The 24,541-nt window shown below is 65.3% G+C and carries 18 protein-coding genes; 15 read left to right on the forward strand and 3 right to left on the reverse strand.

The annotated features are described in order from the left end of the window. Window positions 1-224: 224 nt before the first annotated feature. Both EHV23_RS06485 and aceA read left to right on the forward strand, forming a co-directional pair. Window positions 225-3,128: an ABC transporter permease gene (locus EHV23_RS06485; RefSeq protein ID WP_125095210.1), complete on the forward strand. Its 2,904-nt coding sequence runs from the start codon at window positions 225-227 to the stop codon at window positions 3,126-3,128. Between the two features lie 305 nt (window positions 3,129-3,433). Further along, the gene (gene aceA, locus EHV23_RS06490; RefSeq protein WP_125095570.1) at window positions 3,434-4,723 is read left to right on the forward strand and encodes an isocitrate lyase; all 1,290 of its coding nucleotides are present in this window, start codon (window positions 3,434-3,436) and stop codon (window positions 4,721-4,723) included. 177 nt (window positions 4,724-4,900) lie between these two features. On the opposite strand, the gene EHV23_RS16610 is transcribed toward aceA, so the two are convergent. After that, window positions 4,901-5,083, reverse strand: a complete 183-nt coding sequence (locus tag EHV23_RS16610) for a methyltransferase domain-containing protein (protein ID WP_125095211.1) — start codon at window positions 5,081-5,083, stop codon at window positions 4,901-4,903. A gap of 274 nt (window positions 5,084-5,357) precedes the next feature. On the opposite strand from EHV23_RS16610, the gene EHV23_RS15990 reads away from it, so the two are divergent. The 13 genes from EHV23_RS15990 (at window position 5,358) to EHV23_RS06560 (ending at window position 21,047) form a co-directional block, all read left to right on the forward strand. Next, window positions 5,358-5,978: a Flp family type IVb pilin gene (locus EHV23_RS15990; RefSeq protein ID WP_238990307.1), complete on the forward strand. Its 621-nt coding sequence runs from the start codon at window positions 5,358-5,360 to the stop codon at window positions 5,976-5,978. A 194-nt stretch (window positions 5,979-6,172) separates the two neighbouring features. After that, window positions 6,173-7,606 carry a Tad domain-containing protein gene (locus EHV23_RS06505; RefSeq protein ID WP_125095212.1) on the forward strand — a complete coding sequence of 478 codons (1,434 nt, stop codon included), beginning with the start codon at window positions 6,173-6,175 and terminating at the stop codon, window positions 7,604-7,606. Further along, window positions 7,566-8,621 carry a hypothetical protein gene (locus tag EHV23_RS06510; RefSeq protein WP_125095213.1) on the forward strand — a complete coding sequence of 352 codons (1,056 nt, stop codon included), beginning with the start codon at window positions 7,566-7,568 and terminating at the stop codon, window positions 8,619-8,621. The genes EHV23_RS06505 and EHV23_RS06510 overlap by 41 nt, the downstream gene beginning before the upstream one ends. 20 nt (window positions 8,622-8,641) lie before the next feature. Beyond that, window positions 8,642-9,418 (forward strand): hypothetical protein, encoded by a 777-nt coding sequence (locus tag EHV23_RS06515; RefSeq protein WP_125095214.1) that lies wholly within the window; start codon window positions 8,642-8,644, stop codon window positions 9,416-9,418. Between the two features lie 83 nt (window positions 9,419-9,501). Beyond that, the gene (locus tag EHV23_RS06520; RefSeq protein WP_158615862.1) at window positions 9,502-9,801 is read left to right on the forward strand and encodes a hypothetical protein; all 300 of its coding nucleotides are present in this window, start codon (window positions 9,502-9,504) and stop codon (window positions 9,799-9,801) included. After that, window positions 9,798-10,592 (forward strand): Flp pilus assembly protein CpaB, encoded by a 795-nt coding sequence (gene cpaB / locus EHV23_RS06525; protein WP_125095216.1) that lies wholly within the window; start codon window positions 9,798-9,800, stop codon window positions 10,590-10,592. The genes EHV23_RS06520 and cpaB overlap by 4 nt, the downstream gene beginning before the upstream one ends. A 617-nt stretch (window positions 10,593-11,209) precedes the next feature. Next, window positions 11,210-12,868 carry a type II and III secretion system protein family protein gene (locus tag EHV23_RS06530; RefSeq protein ID WP_158615863.1) on the forward strand — a complete coding sequence of 553 codons (1,659 nt, stop codon included), beginning with the start codon at window positions 11,210-11,212 and terminating at the stop codon, window positions 12,866-12,868. Between the two features lie 185 nt (window positions 12,869-13,053). After that, a complete protein-coding gene (locus tag EHV23_RS16480) occupies window positions 13,054-15,468 on the forward strand; it encodes a TadA family conjugal transfer-associated ATPase (protein ID WP_125095218.1) in 2,415 nt (804 codons plus the stop codon). After that, window positions 15,465-16,331: a type II secretion system F family protein gene (locus EHV23_RS06540; protein WP_125095219.1), complete on the forward strand. Its 867-nt coding sequence runs from the start codon at window positions 15,465-15,467 to the stop codon at window positions 16,329-16,331. Before EHV23_RS16480 ends, EHV23_RS06540 begins: the two co-directional genes overlap by 4 nt. A gap of 160 nt (window positions 16,332-16,491) precedes the next feature. Continuing rightward, complete coding sequence (locus EHV23_RS06545; protein ID WP_158615864.1) at window positions 16,492-17,388, forward strand: type II secretion system F family protein; 897 nt, start codon at window positions 16,492-16,494, stop codon at window positions 17,386-17,388. A gap of 216 nt (window positions 17,389-17,604) precedes the next feature. Continuing rightward, window positions 17,605-17,970 (forward strand): DUF192 domain-containing protein, encoded by a 366-nt coding sequence (locus tag EHV23_RS06550; protein ID WP_125095221.1) that lies wholly within the window; start codon window positions 17,605-17,607, stop codon window positions 17,968-17,970. Between the two features lie 23 nt (window positions 17,971-17,993). After that, entirely contained in the window at window positions 17,994-19,331 is a 1,338-nt protein-coding gene (locus EHV23_RS06555; protein WP_125095222.1) for a tetratricopeptide repeat protein, read from the forward strand. Between the two features lie 360 nt (window positions 19,332-19,691). After that, the gene (locus EHV23_RS06560; RefSeq protein ID WP_158615865.1) at window positions 19,692-21,047 is read left to right on the forward strand and encodes a TadE/TadG family type IV pilus assembly protein; all 1,356 of its coding nucleotides are present in this window, start codon (window positions 19,692-19,694) and stop codon (window positions 21,045-21,047) included. A gap of 9 nt (window positions 21,048-21,056) precedes the next feature. On the opposite strand, the gene EHV23_RS16005 is transcribed toward EHV23_RS06560, so the two are convergent. Next, on the reverse strand, window positions 21,057-22,478 hold the full coding sequence (locus EHV23_RS16005; protein ID WP_158615866.1) for a transglycosylase SLT domain-containing protein: 1,422 nt from the start codon (window positions 22,476-22,478) through the stop codon (window positions 21,057-21,059). Window positions 22,479-22,850: 372 nt separating this feature from the next. Then, the gene (locus EHV23_RS06570; protein WP_125095225.1) at window positions 22,851-24,182 is read right to left on the reverse strand and encodes an AAA-type ATPase lid domain-containing protein; all 1,332 of its coding nucleotides are present in this window, start codon (window positions 24,180-24,182) and stop codon (window positions 22,851-22,853) included. Window positions 24,183-24,541: the final 359 nt, after the last annotated feature.

Here is a 24,541-nt window from a genome sequence, read left to right on the forward strand (position 1 = left end):
CTAATCATCCGTCTTTCCCGGCGCCGGCCTGGCAGGGTGCCCGGCCTCGCCTGGACATGATGTATTTTCGGACGCGATTCAACGGGGCCGCCCTGTCGGCACACGAGCGGGGCCAGCGCGGGGCTGAATGAGTTCATGACACGTTCCATTTGGCCGGCTGTTGTCGCCAGGGCCGCCGGGCGGTGCCACCAGACGGTACAGCTCTTTCCATTCATCGATCCTCCATGTCGCAGCCTTCCGCTTCCTCCCCGCGCATTTCGTCCCTTCGCCTGTCCTGGCTGTTGCTGTGGCGGGATTTTCGGGCGCGTGAACTGAATCTGCTGCTGATGGCGCTGCTGGTGGCCGTGGCCGCCGTCACCACCGTCGGATTCTTTGTCGATCGCCTCGATCGTGCGCTCAACGAGCAGGCATTGCACCTGCTGGGGGCCGATCTGGTGGTACGTGCCGACCGCCCCGTCCCGGAAGCCTGGGCGCAGCGTGCCACGGCGTCCGGCCTGCAGGTGGCGCACACCGTGTCCTTCCCCAGCATGGCCATGGCCGATCATGCGGGTCCGCAGCCCCATGCCGGCCCGCAGGACCGGGGTGATGCCTCCGACCCCGACCTCAACGCTGATGAGGAACTTCCACCCACCCAGCTCGCCTCGGTGCTGGCCGTCAGCCAGCGCTACCCGTTGCGTGGCGTACTGACGGTCACGCCCGACGCCGTGAATCCGGATTTCTGCACGTCGGGCGGTTCGGGGAATACGGCGGCTGGTGGGCACATGGTGGGGACGGGAGGCAAGGATGCCGTAACCCTCCATCCGGGTGATCGGCCAGCCGGCGCGACTGGGGCGGCGGCCGCGATGCAGCCGGGAACAGGATCGGGACAGACAGCAGGGTCGGAACAGAGCGCAGGACCGGGGCAGGTAGCTGGTGCTGCCGCGCAACCCGGGACCGGCAGACAGCTTGCCCCGGTGTCGCAGCCCGGAACCGGTAAAACCAGCAGTACCAGCGAAACCGGTGAAACGCTCGGCCTGCCCATCGACTGCGCTCCCGCACCCGGCACCGTCTTCGTCGACGAGGCACTGGCCCAGTCGCTCGACCTGAAGCTGGGTGAGCGCCTGACGCTGGGGAATCGCAGTTTCGTCATCAGCCGCTTCATCCTGATGGAGCCCAGCCGCGGCGCCTCCTTCGTCAACTTTGCGCCCCGCCTGATGCTGGCGCTCGACGATCTGCCGTCTACGGGCCTGACCGGGCCCGGCAGCCGCCTGACCTACGGGCTGCTGGTGGCAGGCCCGGCCCAGGCCATGAGCGACTACCAGACCTGGCTGCGTCCGCAGCTGGGGGCCGGGCAGCATCTGGAGAACCTCGACGATGGTCGCCCCGAAATCCAGAACACGCTCACCCGTGCCCGCCAGTTTCTGGCCCTGGTGTCGCTGCTATCGGCGCTGATTGCCGCCGTGGCCATCGGGCTGGGTGCCCGCCGGTTTGCCGAACGGCATCTGGACGGCTTTGCCATCCTCAAGGCCATGGGATTGTCGCAGCGGCTGCTGGCCCGGGCGCTGGGGCTGGAGATGCTCTGGCTGGCGCTGGCCGGTGGCGTGCTCGGTGTCACGCTGGGCTGGGCCGCCCATCACGCGTTGATCGGTCTGGCCCGCGTCGTGCTGGAAACCTCACTGCCGGCAGCCTCGGCCTGGCCGGCCCTGCAGGCCCTGCTGGTGGCCGTCGTGCTGGTGCTCGGCTTTGCCGCCGTGCCGGTGCTGCGCCTGTCCGGCATCACGCCCCTGCGTGTCCTGCGCCGCGATCTGGGGGCGCCGGGTCTGTCCGTCTGGCTGGTGCTGGGCGTGTCGCTGGGCGCCTTTGCCGTGCTGCTGCTCTGGCTGGTGGGGGATACGCGGCTGGCCCTGTTGGCCCTTGGGGGCTTCGTGCTGGCCGCTGTGGTCTTCGTGCTGCTGGCCATGGGGGGCGTGTGGCTGGCGTCCCGGCTGCGTCCGCGCGCGGCCCGGCCGGGCTGGGGGCTGATCCTGCGGCTGTCCCTCACCGGCTGGTCCCGGCGCCTGTCGATGACCGCCGTGCAGATCGTGGCGCTGACGGTCGGCCTGATGGCGTTGCTGCTGCTCACCGTCATTCGCAACGACCTGCTGGCCGCGTGGCAGCAGGCCGCACCGCCCGACGCTCCCAACCGTTTCGTCATCAACATCCAGCCCGACCAGCAGCAGACGGTGCACCAGATCCTCGATGAAGCGGGTCTGGGACCGGTGACGCTGTATCCGATGGTACGGGGCCGCCTGGTGGCCATCAATGACCGCCCCGTACGTCCCGAGGACTACCCCGAGGACCGTGCCCGTCGCCTGGTGGACCGCGAGTTCAACCTGTCCTATGCCAGCCAGCTGCCGGCCCACAACCAGCAGGCGCGGGGGCGGTGGATCGACCCCGAGGCCGCGGAAGTGTCGGCCGAGACCGGCATCATGGACACACTCGGCCTGTCCCTGGGAGACCGGTTGTGCTTCGATGTCGGCGGCCAGACATCCGAAATGACGCTGGTCGGTGCCCGTGAGCTGAAATGGGACTCCATGCAGGTGAACTTCTTCATGATCGGCTCGCCGGCCGTGCTGGCCAGCCAGCCGCAGAACCTGATCACGGCCTTCCATGTGCCGGCCGGGAAGGAGGGCGTGGTGCGACGCCTGTCGGCTGCCATGCCCAACCTCACCATCATCGACACCGGCGTCATCGGTGCCCAGATCCAGTCGATGATCGGCCAGGTCGTCAGTGCCGTGCAGTTTCTCTTCCTGTTCACCGTGGCGGCTGGCTGTGTGGTGCTCTATGCCGCCATGGGCAGCCTGCGCGACGAGCGTGTGGCCGAAGTGGCCCTGATGCGTGCACTGGGCGCGTCCCGCCGGCAGCTGGGACTGGCGCAGCTGGTCGAACTGTCGGCCACTGGCCTGCTAGCCGGCCTGATGGGGGCAGCGGGGGCCACCGTCATGGGCTGGCAGCTTGCCCGGCAGGTGTTCGACTTTGCCTACCAGCCCAGCCCCTGGCTGCTGGCGGGCAGTATCCTGGCCAGTACCGTGTTCATCGTGCTGGCCGGCGGCTGGAACGTCTGGCACCTGCTCGATACGCCGCCGTTGCGTGCGCTGCGGGGCAGCTGAGAGCGGGGCAGGGCTGGCAGTGTTCGGATTCGAGGCAAGTGCAGGGACGGGCGAGACCATCATGACACGCTTCACGCCCGTTTCATGCCGGGGCGGCCGGCGCCACACGCGTTCCACGGCATTTCATAGGTATGAATGAGTTTTCATATTACAAAATCGTGCTTGCCGCTTCCTGGGACCAAAACGGTGAGCCGCCCCAATAACCTACTTTCCGTGCGGGTAATCCCCGAAGATTCGAGGTGGGTTTTCTGGGGCAGAATGGAGGACATGTCCAACACCCCCAGAACAAAGGAGACAGACCCATGCTGACACGTGAACAGCAAGCCCAGAACCTGCAGAAAGAATGGGCCGAGAGCCCGCGCTGGCGAGGCATCCGCCGCGGCTACACCGCCGATACCGTGGTGAACCTGCGGGGTTCCCTGCAGCCCGCCCATACCCTGGCCTCCCGCGGTGCCGAAAAGCTCTGGAAACTGATCAACGAAGAGCCGTTCATCAACGCGCTGGGTGCACTGACCGGCAACCAGGCCATGCAGCAGGTCAAGGCCGGGCTGAAGGCCATCTACCTGTCCGGCTGGCAGGTGGCTGGCGACGCCAATGGAGCGGGCGAGATGTACCCCGACCAGTCACTGTATCCGGCCAACTCCGTGCCGCAGGTCGTGCGCCGCATCAACAACACCTTTACCCGCGCCGACCAGATCCAGTGGTCCGAGGGCAAGAATCCGGGGGACGCCGGCTACATCGATTACTTTGCCCCCATCGTGGCCGATGCCGAGGCGGGCTTCGGCGGCGTGCTCAACGCCTTCGAACTGATGAAGGCCATGATCGATGCCGGTGCGGCTGGCGTGCATTTCGAGGACCAGCTCGCCTCCGTGAAAAAATGCGGCCACATGGGCGGCAAGGTGCTGGTGCCCACGCGCGATGCCGTGGCCAAGCTGATTGCGGCCCGTCTGGCGGCCGATGTGTGCGGTGTGCCCACTGTGCTGGTGGCCCGTACCGATGCCGAAGCAGCCGACCTCGTCACCTCCGACATCGACGACAACGACAAACCCCACCTGACCGGTGAACGCACCGTCGAAGGCTTCTTCCGCAGCAAGCCCGGGCTGGAGCAGGCCATCTCGCGGGGTCTGGCCTACGCACCCTATGCCGATCTGGTCTGGTGTGAGACCGGCAAGCCGGATCTGGAATACGCCCGCAAGTTTGCCGAGGCCATCCACAAGCAGTTCCCCGGCAAGCTGCTGGCCTACAACTGCTCGCCCAGCTTCAACTGGAAGAAGAACCTCGACGACAGCACCATTGCCAAATTCCAGCGCGAACTGGGCGCCATGGGCTACAAGTTCCAGTTCATCACGCTGGCGGGCTTCCATGCGCTCAACTACTCGATGTTCCATCTGGCGCACGGTTATGCACGCGAGAACATGTCGGCCTTCGTCGAGCTGCAGCAGGCCGAGTTTGCCGCGGCCGACCGTGGCTTCACGGCCGTCAAGCACCAGCGTGAGGTGGGTACCGGCTATTTCGACGCCGTGACCACCGCCATCGAAGGGGCTGAAAGCTCCACCACGGCGCTGAAGGGCTCGACCGAGGCCGAGCAGTTCTGATGCCGGCCTGACAGCCTGACTGACCGTGCAGGCCGTCGGCTGCACGGACCATGCAGCAACCGTGCCGGGCTGTCGGGCATGTTCATGGGCAACCGTCCGGCGGAGCGGATGTATTTCCTGCCGGGGGCATCTATCCGTCCCCGCATTCGCTCCGCCGGCTGGTTGCCATGACATCTTCTATCCCGTTCGGATCCCTGTCAGCATCAGCGCAGGATCCCGCCAGAAATACACGGTGTTTACGCTGAGCACGCGGTCGAAGCTCGCATCGGCCAGCGGTAGCCGGCCGCCGTCATACAGAACATAGCTTGCGAGCCCCGCCCCTATGAAGGGCGCATTGAACCGGTTGGGAGCCTCCACCATCGTGGGGGAATTATCCAGTCCCGCGTAGCGGACTTCTTTCGCGTGCCACAGTAGACATTACATGGCCCAGCACGCATCCATTGCCGGCCCCCGGTTTTAGTACCTGCTGCTCCGGCTGCAGATCCACCTGCTTCATGCTACCGATGCCACGGGGGGCGCCGCACGCAAAAAGAAGCCTGTGCATTCTTGCACGGAAGAGGACAAATGGTACGGGCAGCAGTGGCGATTGCAGGGGGATGAGCGGCAGGCCGGCCAGTCCATATGGCCAGGCCGGATGGACTATCCGGCCGTTCATCGGAAAGGCGCGCATCGTGAACAGGTTCCTGTGAAAGCAGCTGCCCCCACAAAAAACAGGAAAAAGGTCACGCGAGCCGCCGGAATATCGAAACCCGTGGTCAGAAAGGATAAGCCAAATGGCCTATCCATGCATGTCCATCTGGCCGATTGCCGGAAAAACGCGGAACGCTCAAGATGGCGTCACTTTCAACACGCCACCTGGAGAAACCAAATGGCACACGCAGTAAAAACCCCCGTTTTTTCCTTCAACACCATCAAGGCCGAGGCCACCCAAACCATGAACACCAAAAACGCCGCTTCCTCTTCCATCAACGCCGCCGCCGACATGGCTGCGCAACGCAAGACCTCCCGCCGCAAGTCGCTGGGCCAGGGCATGACCGAATACATCGTGATCGTTGCCCTCGTGGGCGTGGCGGCGATCGGGACGTATTCGTTCCTGGGTGGCGCGATCCGCTCCAGCACGGCGGGTATTGCTCATGAAATTGCTGGTGAGGATGCCAAAACGTCGATCGATGCGGCGAAAGCGGCTGCAGAAAATGCGCTCAGCCAGGCGGGCACGAAGAAAACCCTGAACAACTACAACGGCGGCAATCACTGATGGCACAGGCTGTGAAGTCTGTTCATCCGGGGAGTAACGCATGATGGATTCTCTGTGATTCCACGCGATGCGCCCCCCGGGCCCATCAGACCCGGCTCTGGCATCGATTGCACCCCCACTGCAACGTCGAATGCCAGAGCCGATTTTTTTCAGTGATCGTTTCCATCCACAACCATTCTTCTGGAGAAACTTCCATGAAGCCGAGGTTCAGGCATGCCCATCCACCCGCACACCGGCAGAAGGGCCAGGCGCTGGTGCTGGGCATGTTCATTCTGGTCATCGTGGCCATGCTGACCTTCTTTCAGTTTTCGACAGGGCAGGTCACGACCGCGCGCATGCGGCTGGTCAACGCAACCGATGCAGCCGCCTACAGCGCTGGTCTCTGGCGGGCGCGCGTCTTCAATTACTACGCCTACAGCAACCGGGCCATCATCTTCAATGAGGTGGCCATTGCGCAGACTGCGACGCTGTTGTCGTATACGGGGTTTCTCACGCAGGTGGTGAAGACTGTTGACAACAAAACCTGGTGGATTCCGTACTGGGGTCAGTTCATCAAAGAGGTCAGTGAGATGGCCGAGGCGGCCAATCAGGCGCTCCAGTTGATCAGCAGCGTCGAAGTGGGCGCAAGGGGGCTGTACGTCAAGGCATTATCAGCAGGACAGACCGCGATGAATGCCACGACCAATGGCTGGTTCATGACGCAGCTGGCCACCGAGGTCATGAACAAGGCGGACGCCTCATTTCACGCGTTTGTGCCAGAACCCAATGAAAGACTTAGCGTTCAGCGCAAGGGAGATGACCGGGGCAGGCTGCGCGAGGTGGTGACGGGTTCGCTCGATGATTACTCGAAGAACCGTTCCAGTACGTTGAATCTTTTCAATATGCTCCGGGTGGAATGGCGAGGGCAGACCGAGATGATTCGGGATCACGAAGCGTCTATGGACCGCTGGCAGGCATATGACACCCTTTCCATTCATGAAAGAAAGCACGGACTGTTTGGAGGAATGCGGGAGCGTAAACCGATTGGCTGGAGCGGTGTTGAACTGGCCGCCAATCCCAAGAATGGCATGGACGCCCTGCAGGGCTGGACATGGACTGAAGAAGGCCGTCCAGTATGGCAACCCGCTTCCAATGCGAGCGGCGAGAAAACCACCAATGCCAGGGCATACCGCGAGATTTCGCGCTCACGGTTCTGGTCTTCCCGTGCGTACTCAGGCCTTCCGGGCGTGCGGGAACTGAACCTCTCCCGGGATGCGCTGAACGCAGAGGCTGGGAGATTCCCGACCGACAGCGTGGTGGTGATCGGTGCAATCAGAAAGAACAACACCATCAACACCGCCGATCAGGCGAAGATCGGTGCAGGACGGCTGAAACTCAAGGACAACTTTGCGGACATGCCAGCCCTGCGGGCGACGAACCTGGGCCACGCATCCATGGTTGCCGTCTCCCGTTCACGGATCTATTTTCGTCGGCCTCCGGGTGCCGACAGCCGCCTCGAGTATGCCAGCATGTACAGCCCGTACTGGCAGGTTCGGCTGGATGAGGTAAGTGATGCCGAACGCGCCGATGCGATTGCAACGGGCGGACATGGCGGTGCAGCCCTTCGTGTACTCAACGGAGCGTCCTGACATGAACGCCTCACGCATGTGTAAACCCGGCACCCTGCAGGATGGCCAGGCCCTTGCCGAAACGCTCGTCATTGCCTCGTTCGTGCTCGTGCCCTTCATCATTGCAGTGCCGATGCTTGCCAAGTACCAGAGCATTCGGCAGGCCACCGAAGCCTCTGCCCGGACGGCGGCATTCGAATGTACCGTTCGTATCGAGGACTGTCATCAGGACGCGGCCACCGGGGAGGTGGCCGACCAGATCCGGCGTCGTCACTTCAGTCAGGCGCATATTTCCATCCGTTCGGATGAAGCGCCAGAGGATGGGCAGCTTGCCACGGAATCCAACCGTTTCTGGGTCGACCGAAAGGGCAAGTCCCTGCTGGACAGCTATGGCGATGTTGCGCTCAATATCACCCAGGAGCGCTTCAATGCCATCGCCAATCCCGGCAACCGTCTTGTCAACAATCTTGTGACTGCGGCCGACACGCTGGCAGGACCTTCCCGGTTCGGGCTTGAATTGAAGCGTGGCCTGTTCACTGCACAGGTCCAGAGCCGCGTTCCGTTGGACAGCTGGTGGGCTGACGCAGTTCCGGGGCGTGCCGATGAACCGCTCGTGTTCAGCAGCAGCCTCGCCGTGGTTGCCGACAGCTGGAATGCGAGCAGCAGCAAGGGTGATGAGGTACGAAGCGTTGCCTCGCGTGTTGCGAAGGGGCGCCGGCTGATGCCCTGGGATGCGATGGTCCGGCTGGCCCGACTGGGCAAGACGGATGGCGTGGGTGACGCAGTCCGCAATGCGTCGGCCGAGCAGATGGGTAGACTGAACCGCCTGGATCTCGATACGGGCTTTGAGCTGATTCATGCACCGATCACCGCTTCGATTCATACCCTGGGACGAGGTGATGCGCATGCCAATCCAGGCCGCCGCTTCGATTACCACCAGATCGACGTGGATGTCGTCCCCCGGGACCGCCTTGAAGGTCAGCAGCGGCCCGCGTCGCGTCCCGCCACACGTGATGGCCGAACGGCCAATCCCTGATTCTCACCCGCAGGCAAATCATGAAAGTCAATGATCGATCCATGTCCGGCAAGCGGCGTGTTGGCCAGCATGCACGGTATCTGGCCACCTGCATCGTGCTCTCGGGAGTGTTTCTGTCTTCGGTACAGGCACAGCCCCACTACCAGCCCCACGAACAGATGATCATGCCCGACACCCTCGTCCCCGGTGGCCGTGTCAGCATCAGCCAGTTCACCTCCAGCATCCCGCAGGACGATCTGCTCAGGCAGTTCGAAGAAGCCTGGACCCAGCCGGATGCACCACCGCCGATGCGCAGCCAGCGGGATGGCTGGCAGGTCATCACCCATCTGGATGGCCCCGTCATCGAATCCGTGGAGCTGCGCAGGCAGGGGCCCGGTGTGCAGGGGCGTCGTGTCCGCTGGACACCGGACGAAAAGGCTGCCGGTACGCTGGCCGACGATGCACGCTGGTTCGGCAACCTGCTCCCCAAAACGGCCACGGCGCTGCCGGCCATCACCCACGTGGATGGTGGCCACCGGGTCAGCACCTTCGTGGCCACCACCGATGACAGTGTCGTGCGTCTGGACAACTGGATCGGCCGCCGGCTGGAGCGGCAGGGCTACCGGATCATCGGCGGTGGCCCGAATGCCAGCCAGACCGGCAGTGCGAACCAGGCCGGCAGCACGAAGCAGACCGGCAAGGATGGCCTGGGTGATACGCGTGCCGTGTTCTACGCGCGCGATGGCGAGGAGGTGGCCCTGACGGTTTCGAAGCAGGCCAACCGGCAGTTTGCGGTGATGCACTGGAGGCGCGCATGAACCTGTCCATCTGGCCTAGGCCGAATGGGAAATGTGGACATTGTCGCATTTCCCAGCGGAGCGGCCGCGGGCATGATGTCTGCATGGAAACACAACCTTCGCTGGATGCAGATCCGGTGCGTTCCGGAGCACGGAAACATCGTGCCGGCCGACATGCCGCGGCCCGGGATTTGCGCATGACCCCGAACGTCGCGATGCGGCAATCGCGTTTCATCCGAACGTCCCGGGCAGCGCCGCGTGGGCAGGCCAGCATCGAGTACGTGGTGATCTGCCTGGTACTCGTGCTGGCGCTGTTTCACGGTGATCCGAGCCCGATGGACCGGATGCTGTCGGCCATCCAGCACCACTATGCCCGTTTCACTTACTCCATGTCCTTGCCATGAATCCCATTGTCAGTCGTGTTCTCGAGCGTCACCGCAACAAGCTGCTGATGTCGGCGGCCCTGCTGTGTGGCGGTGTGGCGGTTTACGCCGGTTCCCAGTATGTCAACGAGCAGGTGCAGGCCGAGCGGGCCCGCCTGCAGGTGCCCGACCAGCAGACGGTCGAGGTGGTGGTGGCCAGCGCTGCCCTGGTGCCGGGCGACACGATCAGCGCAGCCAACATGGCGGTGCGTTCGGTGCCGGTCGATTATGTGCCCAGCGGGGCCGTCACCCCCGACCAGTTCGAGGCGCTGGATGGCCAGCGGCTGATGCAGCCGATGCATCCCGGAGAAATCCTGTCTGCCCACGCACTGGAATCGGCAGACCGCCAGATGTTCTCGTCGCGGGTGCGTCCTGGCATCCGTGCCATGACCATTTCGGTGGACGAGATCAATTCCATTTCCGGCATGCTGCAGCCCGGTGACCGGGTGGACCTGCTGCTGACGGCGCGGCCACCCTCGGCCGATGGTCGCGGTGAGGCCGCGCACGATGCCACGGTGCCGCTGCTGCAGAACCTGCTGGTGATGGCCACCGGGCGGCAGGTGCGCCCCGGTGATGCGGGTGAGGGCGAGGGCCGCAGTTTTTCGGCGGTGACGGTGGAGGTGACGCCCGAACAGGCGCAGCGTCTGATCGTGGCGCAGCGTGCCGGCCGGCTGACGGCCGTACTGCGCAACCCGGGCGATGGTGAGCCAATGAATACCGCAGCCTGCCCGTGCTCCCGTGGTGCCGCGTCGTGCGGTGGTACGGCGCGATGAGCGCCCGCAGATGATCGTCGGTGGCATGGGACAGGCGGCAATGGGGCGGATGCCATCGTACAGCCTGGGCGGTCGTGCAGCCGGCCTGCCTGCGCAGGAAACCGGGGCCTCACCATGGGCCCATGCCTATGGGGTTGCCGGAAACATGGCGGGTGGCAGTGTTGGCATCGCACCTGCGGCGGGGGCCGTGCCTCCGGCGGGTTCCACGCCTTCTTTGGGCGCCGTGCCCGCTGTCGGGGCCGCATCTGCCGTGGGTTCCACGCTCTCCGTGGGCCCCAGACCGGCAGCTGGAGCCACGCCTGCGGCGGGGGGCGCCGTATCCCCGGTGGGGGCCACACTGGGGCGGGCCTCCGTGTCTGACAGAGGTTCCGCGAGAGGACCGGCTGGAACACCCGCTGCCTCTGCCGCGGCTGGTGCTGCATCTGCGGCATCCGCCCTGGCCGGCCGTTTCTGAGCACCTGGCCGCCTGACCGATCCTGGCGCGCGGGAACGAACACGTCCACGACTCGCGCCAGTTCCGAATACCTGCCTGTCCGGGCTGCTGCATGGCCTTGTGTTGTGTTCCGCGCATCCCGACAGCGCTTCTCCAATCCAGATTTCATTCAACGGTGTTTCCCATGTTCCACGCCACACCGGCCAGCCACCTGTTCTGGCCACGTACCCTCTCTGTGGCCCTGCTGGCCGCGTTCTCCCTGCAATCCACGCCTGCCCTGGCGGCTTCCAAGCCGGTGGGGACGGCCGCCGCCGGCGGCACCCCGGTCCGTTCTTCTGCCGCGGTGTCTGCTGTCGCCGGACATTCCGCGGCACGGTCTTCGGCACAGCCCGGTGCTCCTGCAGCGCCGGACGCGCTGGAGGGACTGCTGGCACGGGTGACGGCGCGCACGCCCGCCGCACCCGCCGCGCCTGCTGCTGCCAGCGACCGCCGGGCGATTCTGCTGGCCGCGGCCGAGCGGCAGAAGGCGCTTGCGTCGGCGCCTGCCGCCTCTGCCGCCGTTCATGAAGCGCGTACTTCGATGCAGGCAGGGCCGGTTGCACCGGGCGCGACATCCGGGGTGGAAACGCTCACGCTGTCCCTCGGCCAGGGGCATCTGCTGGAGGTGGGCGATGTGAAACGGGTGGCACTGGGCTCCGGCCGGGTGCTGCAGGCCAACTGGCTGGACAACCGGCAGATCCTGCTGATTCCGGAAGCCCCGGGCGACACCACGCTGCATCTGTGGCTGCGCAATGGCCAGATCCGTATCTTCCAGATTCACGTGACCAGCGCCAATGGCGAGCGCCTGGCCGCGGAAATGAATGCAGTGCTGGGTGAGCGCAGCGGCGTGCGTGCCCGGGCCCTGGGAGACCGCATCCTGCTGGAGGGAGAAAACCCGACGGAAGAGGGCGCCTGGCGTGCTGCCGAGCTGACCCAGCGCCATCCGCAGGTGGTCAATCTGGTGACGCGTCGTGGTTTCGAGCAGATGATCAGCCTCGAGGTGAAGATGATCGAGATCGGCCGCAATGCGCTCAAGCAGCTGGGCGTGCGCTGGCAGGGGGGCAATGGTGCCGGGGACTGGGCGGTGGCCGGGCCGAGCTTCGGTGTGATCGGGGATTTCAAGCGTCATGCAGCCTTCCTGCCCGGCGGTGCGGCGCAGTCGCATGGCCTGCCCACGGCCCCCTACGTGTCGCCCTTTGCGGCGACCTGGGGTATGGCCTCGTCGCTGTCGACCATGATCGACATGATGGTGCAGAACGGTGATGCGGCCGTGCTGGCCGAGCCGCGCCTGTCCACGCGCTCCGGCGGCAAGGCGCGCTTCGTGGCCGGCGGCGAGCTGCCCATCCCGGTGCTCGGCGCCAATGGTTCGGCCAATGTGGATTTCAAGGAATATGGCGTGCGCTTCGAGGTCGAACCCCGGCTCAATGACCAGGGTGTGATTTCGGCGGCCCTGCATACGGAGGTCTCGTCGATCGACGAGGAGGTGCAGGTGATGGGCGTGCCCGGCCTGCGCAAGCAGAGCGCCAATACCGACGTGAACCTGCGTCCCGGCGAGACGCTGGTGATTGCCGGCATGGTGCGCAGCGAGATGTCCCGGGCGGTAACGAAAATTCCGGGGCTGGGCGATCTGCCCATTCTGGGTCATCTGTTCAAGTCCAAACGCTTCCGTCAGCGCGAGTCCGAAATGGTGGTGCTGATCACCCCGCGGCTGAGTGGCCAGGGACAGGGGGGTGTGGATGCACGTGCCCAGGCGCTCGAAACCCGTGCCCGCGACCTGAAGAAAAGCATCGACATGCTGGACTGAGTCTTGCAGAAACACCTGCGCTTCGGGTGCAGGGCGCGCTACCACCGGGCCGGATGCAGCGTTGAGGGACATGGCCAAACGGCCTAGGCCATCCGGCCAGCCGTGACAAATGTTCCACGACGCCGGCTTTCGCTTGCGCTGAAATGGGCGGGTGAACAGCACCATCTACACAGGGTGATACGAACATGCTTGAAATCGTGATCGAGGAAGAGGGTCGGGAAAGCCGGACCGTGCGGGTCAGCCAGTTCCCGTGCCAGATCGGCCGTGGCCGCGAGGCCGGAGTGCAGCTGTCGGGCTGGCGCATCGCCCGGGTGCATGCCGAGCTGCAGCGCATCGGCCGGGGCATCAAGCTGGTGGACCAGGGCACGCTGGTCGGCACACGCGTCAATGGCGAGCGGATCGTCGAATATGGTCCGCTCTCGGAGAAGGATGAAATCGAGGTGGCCGGCTACCGCCTGCGGGTGCAGGGCGACGCGCTGCGCCAGGCAGGGCCCCAGCCGGATGCCCGGTTGTTCGGGGATGAGGGGGCCGGAGGCAGGGAGGCTGGAGGCAGGGAGCCTCGGGCACTGCATGGCGGTGCGGGCGTGCTGCGGCCACTGCAGGGGACTTCGGGTGTGCCGGCTGGGGTCGGGGCGGATACGGATGGTGCTGCAGAAGAGACCTCGCGACAGCTGGCCGATGCGGTGATCCGCCAGGCCGCCCGGCTGGATAAGCAGGCACAGTCGGATGTGAAGGGGGGACGTGCAGGTTCCCTGCCCGGTGCCGCACACGCCATCCATGCAGCGGATGGCGCCCATGCCGTTGATGTCGTCCATGCAGCCGATACGGCCAGTGGAGCCGAGGCGGCCAATGTATCTGATGCGACCCGTGCGGCAGACGGCGCGGACAAGGCATATCGCGATGGCGAGGCGGGCATAATGCACCGTGCGGATATCGCCGCGCCGCATGATGGTATGGACGGGACCATGACACAGGTGCTGCAGGGCACTCCGGAACAGACGACGGCAGACAGCGTCGGCATCTGCCGTACCGTCGGGGGCAGCCGTGGCGGCAACGCTGATGGCAGCCATGCCGCCGGGAACGGATTCTTCAGTGACAGTGACAACGGCAATGGCAGCGGCAGCAGTAACGACAACGGCAATGGCAACGGCAACCGGGGCCATGACGGCAACTCTCGTGCCGGCAGCGCCCAGCGCCATGCAGGCAGCACGGGCAACCCCGCTGGCCATGCCGGCGCCCCGGGTACCGGCACCGGTTCCCGTCAGACCAGTGAAGACGAAGCCGAACAGGCCCGTCTGGCCGGTTACGCCCGGGCTGCGCAGGAGCAGACGAAGGCCCTGGGCTGGCGGCGGCTGGTGCAGCGCCAGCTGCTGGAGGTGATCGACCTGCGGCGCAGCAACCTGACGCAGTTTTCGGCCGACGAGGTGAAGGCCGAGGTGCGCTCGGCGGTGGAGCGGATCGTGGCGGAACTGAAGAACCTGCCGGAAGACATCGACCGTGAGATGCTGGTGCAGGACAGCGTGGACGAGGCCGTGGGGCTGGGGCCGCTGGAACGCCTGATGACCGATCCGCTGGTGAGCGAGATCATGGTCAACAGCGCGAGCGATATTTTCGTGGAGCGCAAGGGCAAACTGCAGCAGGTGCCGCTGGCCTTTTCCGATGACAACGCCATCCGCAATGTGATCGAACGCATCGTGGCGCCGCTGGGCCGGCGCATCGACGAATCCTCACCGCTGGTGGATGCCCGGCTGCCCGATGGTTCGCGGGTCAATGCCATCATTCCGCCGGTGGCGCTGAAGGGGCCGAGCATCACCATCCGCCGTTTCAACCGCACGGTGATGACGCCTGCCACGCTGGTGCAGAATGCCAGTGCCTCGGCGGCGATGATGGAATTCCTGCGCATCAGTGTGGAGCAGCACAAGAGCATCATCGTCTCGGGCGGGACGGGCTCGGGCAAGACCACGCTGCTCAACGTGCTGTCCAACCTGATCCCGCAGGGTGAGCGGCTGATCACCATCGAGGATGCGGCCGAGCTGAAGCTGAATCACCCGCACCTGGTGTCGCTGGAATCCCGGCCACCCAATGCCGAGGGGCGCGGTGCCATCACCATTCGCGATCTGGTCAAGAACGCGCTGCGGATGCGCCCGGACCGCATCATCGTCGGTGAATGCCGGGGGGCCGAAGCGCTGGACATGGCGCAGGCGATGAACACCGGCCACGAGGGCTCCATGACCACCGTCCACGCCAACACGCCGCGCGATGTGCTGTCGCGGCTGGAGGTGCTGATGCTGATGGCGGGGCTGGATCTGCCGGTGACGGCGCTGCGCGAACAGATTGCCAGCGCCGTGGACCTGATCATTCACCAGGCGCGGTTTTCCGATGGGTCGCGCCGCATCACGTCGATCACCGAGGTGTGCGGGGTGGAGAGCGGCAAGATCCAGTCGCACGAAATCTTCCGCTTCGAACAGACGGGAATCGGCGCCGACGGAAAGATCATCGGCCGCTTCAGGGCGTGCGACGAAGTGCCGTCGTTTTACGAGGCGCTGCGTGACCGCGGCGTGAAGGTCGATTTCAGCATTTTCGAGGACCACGACAAATGAGCCTGTTTTCCGGAAACTGGTTCTGGGTGGGGGCAGTCGCCCTGGGGCTGGCGGTGGTGATGGCGGTGCTGGTGCTGGCCCCCGGTGCCGTGAAGGCAGGGGGTGATTACCGCCGCCACTTCAGCGGCCGGGTCGGCCACGGCATGAAGGAGCTGCTGCTGTTCGTGGACGTGGACCGGCTGTTTCGCGCCAACCTGCTGCTGTGCCTGGTGGCTTGTGCGCTGGTCTGGTTGCTGACGGGTTCGCTCTTTCTGGTGCTGGTGAGCGTGGCCCTGTTGGGCGCGCTGCCTTCCCTGCTGATTGCGCATCTGGGTGCGCAGCGCAGAAAGCAGTTTGCCCGCCAGCTGCCCGACGCGATGATGCTGATCGGTGGTGCGGTGCGCGCCGGCGCCAGCATGACGCTGGCACTGCGCCAGATGGCCAGCGAACTGCCGGCCCCCGGTGGCCAGGAGTTCGACCTGCTGCTGCGCGAATTGCGGCTGGGGGTGACGCTGGACGATGCGCTCTTCAGTCTGGAAAAACGCATGGGCTGTGATGACCTGCGGCTTTTCGGAGCGGCGGTGCGGATTGCCAACGAAAGCGGCGGCAACCTGGCTGAGACGCTGGAAAGGCTGGCCGACACCATGCGCAAGAAAATGGCGCTGGAAGACAAGATCATGGCGCTGACCTCACAGGGGCGCATGCAGGGCTGGGTAATGGTGGTTCTGCCGCTGGGCGTGGGGGCTGCGCTGTTTGCCATCCAGCCGGATGCGATGACGCCGCTGATCCACAGCTGGCAGGGCTGGGTCACCTGTGGGGTGGTTGCCATCCTGGAAGTGGTGGGGCTGCTGTTCATCCGCCGCATCATGGCCATCGACATCTGAACGGGTGCTGGCATCGAAATTTGAATGGCTGTATCGGGATCTGGGCGGCTGCATCGACATCCGGGCACGCCTGTCGGTCCGCGGACATGTTCCCGGGCGCCACTGGCATATGCATACCTGGTATCTGGGCATTCTCATCGGTCTTCAGAAGGAATCCATCATGAGTCAATTTTTCTCCGGGGCCTTGCCCTTCCTGGCCATTGGCGCGCTGGTGCTGTGCGTCTGGCTCTTCATGCTGGCAGGCTCGCGTGTGGTGGCCGAGGTGCCACAGCAGCAGAAAAATGAATATCACGACGATCCACCGCGCTACTGGGTGCTGCTGGGCTGGCTGGGCCATGCCATGGCATTCTGGGTAACGCCGCTCATTTCCAGCACCACCCGTCGCCGCCTGCAGGAGCAGCTGCGCAAGGCTGGTCTGGAGTTTTCGCTGACGGTGGAGCAGTTCGTGGCCGGTCAGGTGCTGGGTGCACTGATCGCCCTGCTTATTCTGGTGGTGCTGATGCTGCCGCATGGCCTGCCCAGTCTGCTCTGGTGCACGGTGGCCATGGCGGTGGGGGGCTTTCTGCCGGCCAGCTGGCTGCGTGACCTGGGCGAGCGCCGCACACGCCAGATCGGCAAGGCGTTGCCCTTCTATCTGGACATCATCACGCTGGCCATCGAGGCCGGGTCGAACATGACGGGGGCGCTGCAGCATGCCGTGGACAAGGGACCGTCCGGCCCGATGTGCGAGGAGCTGCGCCGGGTGCTGCGCGACATCCGTGCCGGCCGTACCCGTGCCGAATCGATGCGGGCCCTGGCCGAGCGGCTGCGCATGCCGGCGGTATCGAACTGGGTGGCGGCCATTCTGACGGCTGAAAAGCAGGGGGCCAGTCTGGGGCCTATCCTGCGGGCGCAGGCGGACCAGCGCCGCAACGAACGCTTCATGCAGGCCGAGGCCATGGCCCTGAAGGCACCAGTGAAAATGCTGTTCCCGCTGATGACGTGCATTTTCCCGTGCACCTTCATCATCGTGTTCTTCCCGATCGTCGTGCGCATCATGAACGAAGGACTTTTCTGAGAGTCTGGGCATTTCAGTCTTCTCCCTGACGATGGATGCTCCCCGGATGAAGGACTCTCCCCGGATGGCGGACTTTCCATGGATGATGGCTTTTCATGGACGATGACTTTCCCTGGGTGATGAGCTTTTCCGTGACGATGGACTTTTGAGAGCCTGGCACGACGGTTTTTTCAGACGATGGGCCTGTGCAAGCCTGACGTTTTTTCTTGAATCATCATGAACACTTCCGTACGAATCCATACCCTCGTGGCCCGCCGCTGGTGGCAGCGTGCCCGGGGACTGATTGCCCGGCCACAGCCGCGGGCCGGTGCCGGCATGTATTTCCCGCACACCTGGTCGGTGCACGGCATGGGTATGGCCCATGCCCTGGACCTGGTCTTTCTGGATGCGCAGATGCAGGTGCTGCGCTGCTGCCGTCTGCCTGTGCTGGGTGTGCGCAGCTGCTGGCGTGCGCATGGTGTACTCGAGATGCGGTGCGGGGAAATTGCCCGTCTGGGCATTCGGCCGGGAATGCAACTGCAGCTCGATGAGGTGGCGGACATTTTCTGTGGGATGCCAGAGGCCGCAAGGCCGGCGCTGTGACGATGGACGAGGGAAAAATGGTGATGCGTGAGCAACAGGGTCATTCGGTCGGAACGGCGGTGGCGGCAAACAAGGGCATGGGAGCGGGTATGGAAGAACGGGTGAATGAAGGTGTCACGGCAGGCATGGACGTATTTCGGATGCCGTGGCTTCACGCAAGGCGAGTGGGGCTGCATGCAAGACGGGCGGGCGCCATGTACCTGCGGGCGTCCGTGGCCGGGGCCGTGCTGCTGCTGTCGGCCGGCAGTGCCCTGGCGGGAGGTTCCATGGCGGGAGGCGTAACGGCCTCGGGCCGGATTGCCGGGGGTGCGATGCCTGCCACCCTGCGGCAACCGCAGGCGGCGCTTCAGCTGGGGGACCTGTCGCCCGCCACGCTGGCACGGCTGTACGCCGAAGCCGAGCAGGATTACCGCCAGGGCCGGGATGTACAGGCACTGCAGACGTTTTCGTCGCTGCTGGAGCTGGCGCCCCGGTACCGGGAAGCCGCCTGGCTGCGTGTGGGCAACATTCATCAGCGCAGCGGCGCAACCGGTGCTGCGCTGGATGCGTACCGGCATCTGCTGCCCAATCCGGCGGATCACCGTGTGCCTGCCATCTCCCGTACGCGCGGCGAAGGAACGGCCGTATCCGGTGGGCCTTCCGTCCGTGCATCGTCCGTACGGGGGGCTTCGTCCGGGCGAGCTGCGTCGGCAAAAGCGGCCATGGTGTCTGCGGAGCGCGACCGTCAGGCCATCCAGCTCAAGGGCATGGTCAACCTGCTTACGCTGTCGATGCAGCAGACACAGGCCGCACTGGACCATATTGCGCTGCTGCAGCAGGACCCGTCCGTGCGCACTGCGGCCGGTCTCAGTGCCGAGGCCGAGGCAGCGCTGGTGGAGGGACTGCTGGCGCAGGCGGCCCGCATTCAGCAGATGCTGGGGGCTGGTGTGGGTGCTGGTAGTGCGGCTGGCATGGCCACCAGTGCTGGCATGGGAGCGGGTGCTGGCACGGGAGCAGGTACTGGCATGGAAGCGGGCGCTGGCATCGGAGCGGGGAACGCATCGGCTATGCGTGCCGCCGGTGGACGTGGTGCTGCCGCCCGGGCAGTGGCTGGATCGGGCGCAGGCCAGCACACGGGGGCTTCGGGCATGCGGGGGGCAGCCATGGGTCAGGCGGTGCCGGCACGCCCGTCCCGTCGGGATGGACAACCTCCGCAGATGCTGGTGGGGCATCCTGTCCTGCCCGGTGAGACGGGCCATCCCCGGGATTCCGGTGAGGCAGGCCATTTTCAGGACTCTGGTAGTGCAGGGAAATCCATGGCGCCGGTGCCCATCGAATATCTGGATGAGGCGCCGGATGCACACCCAGGGCGCCTGTCATGAACACGTTCGTTCACGCGCGCACCGTGCAGGACAGGGCGGCGGCGCAAATTTTCAATGGCTTTGGTTCGGTGTGCTTTCGTGCAAACTCTTTTTGAGTAGATGGTCATGAAATTTATTTCACGGAAATACCTGCCATCAAAAAGCATGCCGGCGCAGCATATGCTGCCCTTGCAGAAAAATCTTCCGGTGCAGAACATGCCGTCTTTGCAGAAAGATCCGCTGGCGCAGAGCATCCCACCTTCGCAGCGTAATCCGCCCGTGCAGGGCACACCGTCTTCGTCAGAAGAATTGCCCCGGTACGGAATGCCGCCCTGGCGGGGGACAAGCCCGGTACGCCGCCTGCCGGCAGCTCGCCGCACCATGGCCGGCATGTCGATGGTCGAGCTGGTGGTGGCCGTGCCGGTACTGCTGGCGGTGGGGATGGGGCTGATACAGTTCATCATGGTCTACCATGCGCGCCAGTCGGCAGAGTACGCGCTGCAGGAGGCGGCACGTGCGGGCGCGGTCGATCATGCCCGGCCCGAGGCCATGCTGAAGGGGCTGGCGCGCGGGCTCGTGCCCTGGAAGTACGGGGCCACCAGCATGACGGACAAGCTGGCCCTCGAGCTGGCCGAATATGCACGGTTGCAGGCAACGATGGCCTCGGGAAATACCGTGGCGCAGACCGCCGTCGGCGTGGCCGTGACCGACACCCTGTTCGACCTGAAGCAGCTCTCGCCCTCCACCGAGAGTTTCGAGGACTGGGCGCAGCCTCGGCTTGATGAGGCCCGGGGCGTGATCGACCGCCAGGAGGTCGAGATTCCCAACGACAACCTCGACAACCGGCGCGAGAAGGCACAGCCGGCATCGGGTGTGGCGGGCTACCGGGGGCGGGAGCCCATCGGTACCCGCTCCGGCCAGACGCTGGCCGATGCCAACATGCTGCGCCTGGAGATGACCTACGGGGTGAAGCTGAAGGTGCCCGGTATTTCGGCCCTCGTGCTCAAGTCACTGAAACACTGGCATGGCTGCGATTCGGTGGTCGGGCTGGCCGGCAACGTGGCCCGGCAGGATGACCGCTGCAGGTACTACCTGGCCGGCTTCATTCCGGTGCAGACCGTGGCCACGGTGCGGATGATGTCGCCGGCCTGGCGTTCGCCGCTGGTCCAGGCGGCCGTGCCCTCGGCCATTGCCGGTTCACAGGGCGTGTCGCTGGGCGCAGGTACGCTGCGTCCGTTGCCCGAACGTCGTCCCACGGCCGTGACGACGGGCGCGGCACCGCGGTCGGATGGCCTGGCCTTCACACGGCCCGTGGAAACGGAGCCGGTTCGCTGGGGAAATGGGAGTGCTCCGGTGGCTGTAGGCCATGTGGAAGGTGACGCCACGGGCGGTGCAACCAGTACAGCCGGTACGGCGGACGCCGCTGCAGCCGGCCAGGGCGAGGGGAACGCGACCCCGGCCCCGCAACGCCTGACGGATGACGTGTTCTTCAAGCCGCCCCAGGCGTCGTCCAGCACGGCGCCAGATCCGCTGAAGCAGGCGGTTCAGGATTTCACGGGCCACAAGGCACAGGGCGTGACCGGAACTGGTGCCGCCGGCGCGACCGGCGATGCCGCGCATCCCGCCCTGTGCACCGCGGCGGACGGCATGCCGGGCGAGGGGGACGCGAATGGTGTTGGCCGGAAAGGAGTACCCCGGGAGGGCGCCGCCCGGAAAGCGTCTACCGGAAAGGCGTAACCAATGATGTCAGCTGTCGCGGCCGGCTGGTACCAGACCGGACATGGTCGAGCCGGGGTTCTTTGCTGAGGCATCCCGGGTCTTGCGTTCCCTGAACAGCGAGCTGGCCGTGGCGTTCGGGTCGTAGGGGTGCCGGTCGAACGGGTAGGCGGCGCGGATGCGCTGCACGTAGGCCAGGGTCTCGGCATAGGGCGGAACACCGTTGTAGCGGTCGACGGCACCTTCTCCGGCGTTGTAGGCGGCCAGTACCAGACTCACGTCACCCCGGTAGTAGTTGAGCAGCCAGCGCAGGTAGGCCATGCCTCCCCGGATGTTCTGCGCCGGGTCCATGATGTCGGTCACGCCGAAGCGCTCGGCCGTTTCGGGGATGATCTGCATCAGCCCGAAGGCATTGCGGTCGGAGCGGGCATTCGGGTTGAAGGCCGACTCGGTGGACATGACCGCCAGCACCAGCCGCGGGTCCAGCCTGTACTTGCGGGCCTCGGCAATGACGTGCTTGACGATCTTGGCGCGTGCGGCGCCGGCCACCGGGTTGCGGCTGCGCGCGGTGTGGTTGCCGAGTGCGGCCAGTTCGGTGACGGTGGCCGAGCGCTCGACCGAACCCTTCTCGACGACGCTGCCCTTCACGCAGTCGGGCAGCACCTCTTTGGTCATCTTGTAGCGTTTGGTCAGATCCTGCGCGATGTCGCTGCCGAAGCGGGCGGCGCGCTGAAACAGTGTGGCTGCCATGTCCGGATTGGCGGGCACGCCACGGCCTTCTTCGTAAATCCAGCCCAGGCGCACCATGGCGTCGGGGTAGCCCCCACGCGCTGCTTCACAGTACAGTGCCTGGGCGCGGCCGTAGTCGGGCCTGCCGGTGAAGCCAGCCTCGGCCAGCATGCCCTGCTGGACGATGTCGCGGTAGTGCTCGACGGCATTGACTTCCTTGCGCGCCACCTTGCGGGTGAGACCTTCGAGGTTGATGGTCTCTTCGGTGCCGCGTCTGGCACGGCTGCCGGCGGTACGGGTGGCCTTGCCGCCGAAATTGTCGAAACCGTTGAACTGGTCGTCCTGGCCCGGGCGCACCTTCTTCTGGAGGGCGCCGCTGGGCTGGGGCTGGCCGGGGATCTGTTTCTGGCGCCGGCCCTGCTGGGACTGGAAGTTCGTGACCTGGGGTGTGCGGTAACTGTTGATGGACTGGTTGCGCCGGTCCATGCCGTAGGAGCCGCGTCCGGCACGGCCGGAGGACCAGTTGGTGCTGGGCGCCGACAGGGCGCCGCGGCTGCCCTGGTAGTAGCTGCCGCCATTGGAGCCATTGGCACCGGTGGGCGCTCCGACAGGGCCGCCAATGGGACCGCCGCTCTGTGCGGCGACCGAGGCCGACAGCAGCAGGAGGGAGGAACCCAGCAGGGTTCGGGTCCGGAACGGAACCCGTTTGATGGAGGCAGCCAAGGGGTGTACCTCTGGAGTGGAACACAGTCCGAAGGAAGAGGATGTACCGTCTGCACGATGATGCGTGCGCAGCGCGGTGCCGCCTTTTCCGGCGGGGCGGGCGGTATGCCACGCATGCCATTTTACCGCAGGTGGTACCGTTTGACGGTACTTTTGCCAGTCTGGGTGGAAATGGTGGCGGGCTTTGGGCAGGGCGGTGCGTGCGGCTGGGGGCCGTGTGGTGCGGTGTCGTGCCGTGTCGCGTGTGTTGTGTGGTTTGCCGCTCGGGGAAGTGCTTCTGTCGTGAAAACGCCACGGCCCGGCAGGCAGGTGCCTGGCCGGGCCGTGGCAAACCGGAGCACCCTGCGGCATCTGCCTGCAGGGAGGGCACGCTCAGCGCATGTGGTGCTTGGCAAGCAGGTCGTACAGCGTGGGGCGCGAGACGCCCAGCGTGATGGCGGCCTTGGCGATGTTGTCGTTGGCGTCCTTCAGGGCGCGGATGATGGCATCGCGCTCGGCTTCGTCACGGGCATGCTTGATGGTGACCGGCGGCAGGGTCTCGTGGGCCGGCAGACCGAGGTCGGCTGCCTGGATGACGACACCGTCGGTGGTCAGCATGGCCTGGTGGATGACGTTGCGCAGCTCGGTGATGTTGCCGTGCCAGCTGTAGCGGGTGATGGCCACGACGGCATCGTCGGAGAGCACCATGCGCGGCTGTTCCGGGTTGTCCTGGTGGCTCTGGTTGAGCAGCCACTGGGCCAGTTCGCGGGCGTCGTCACCCCGCTGACGCAGCGGCGGCAGGCACAGGTGTACCTGGCCGAGGCGGTCGTACAGGTCGCGGCGGAACTGGCCCTCGACGATGCGGTTGCCCAGCGCCGGGCTGGCGATGCTGATGACCTGCGGCAGGGTGTTGACATCCTTCCAGCGGGTTTCGCTATTGTGGATGAGGTAGAGCAGCTCGGTCTGGGTGGTGGGGTCGAGCTGTTCGACGTTCTCCAGGATGACGATGGGCTGGCCCGATCCCTGATACTCGGTGGCGGCCTTGCGGAAGATCACCTCGATGTCGATGCCGCGGGTGTAGCGGTTGCAGCTGATGATCGGGGGCATGGCCACCGGCGGCAGCTGGCTGGGATCCACGCCGGGGCGCTGGCCGTTGTGCTGGGCGAAGTAGTGGGCCAGTGTTTTGCGGCCGGTGCCGGGCTCGCCCTGGATGAGGATGCGCAGGTTGTGGCCCAGCAGGCGGCGGGCCCGCTTGACGATGCGGCGTACGGCGGCATCGCTGCTCATCATGCCGGGGATCAGCTCGTTGAGCGGGCGAACCTTGGTCAGGCTGATGTTGTGCAGGCGGATCTGCTGCAGGCGCCGGGCGCGCTGCACGGCATACGGCAGCACCTGCGTGTCGGACGGATAGGCCAGCACGTCGTAGACGTTGGGCAGCAGCAGCTGGCCGGCCAGGTAATCGTCGGTGGCGCCGATGGCGATGATCTTGGCGTTGGGGCTGGCGGCCGTCAGCTGGCGGCAGGCGTCCAGCGGCGAGTTGGCCTGGCTGGGGCTGCCGTGGGTGCCGAAGTCGAGCACGATGACGTCGACATCGGTGCTGTGCAGCTTGACGATGGCCTTCTTGAGCCCCTGGATGTAGAGGGCATCCCTGGCCAGCGGAGTGTTCTGCAGCCCGATAGCGTGTTCGGGTGCCAGTTCGACGATCATCAGGTGCTTGTTGCTCATGGACGGATTGAAAGGTCGCCTTGGACGTCGGGTATTCCATCAGAAGCGGAACTTCCCTCTAAGGACATACTGCACGCTTCGTTCAAGGCCAGTATTGGCGGTTTGATATTTGTTGCACTGTCTTGTTAGCGCAACAGGTATTCCAGCCCCTGTCTGTCAGTGTGTGTGACAAATGTACGTGTCCTGGCGGGGCCAGCGCGGGGATGAATGCGCCCATGACATGCCCCGGTTGCCTGCCGTCACGGGGAGCAGGAGGGGGCCCGGGTGCCGTCATCCTGGCCCGTCTGTCACGGACCACCCATGTCTTCTCCGGTGGGCGGGGTAGCCGCGGAATGGATGAGGTCAGGCGAGAGAAGCGC

It is taken from the genome of Lautropia dentalis (assembly GCF_003892345.1).
GTDB classification, from domain to species: Bacteria; Pseudomonadota; Gammaproteobacteria; order Burkholderiales; family Burkholderiaceae_E; genus Lautropia; species Lautropia dentalis.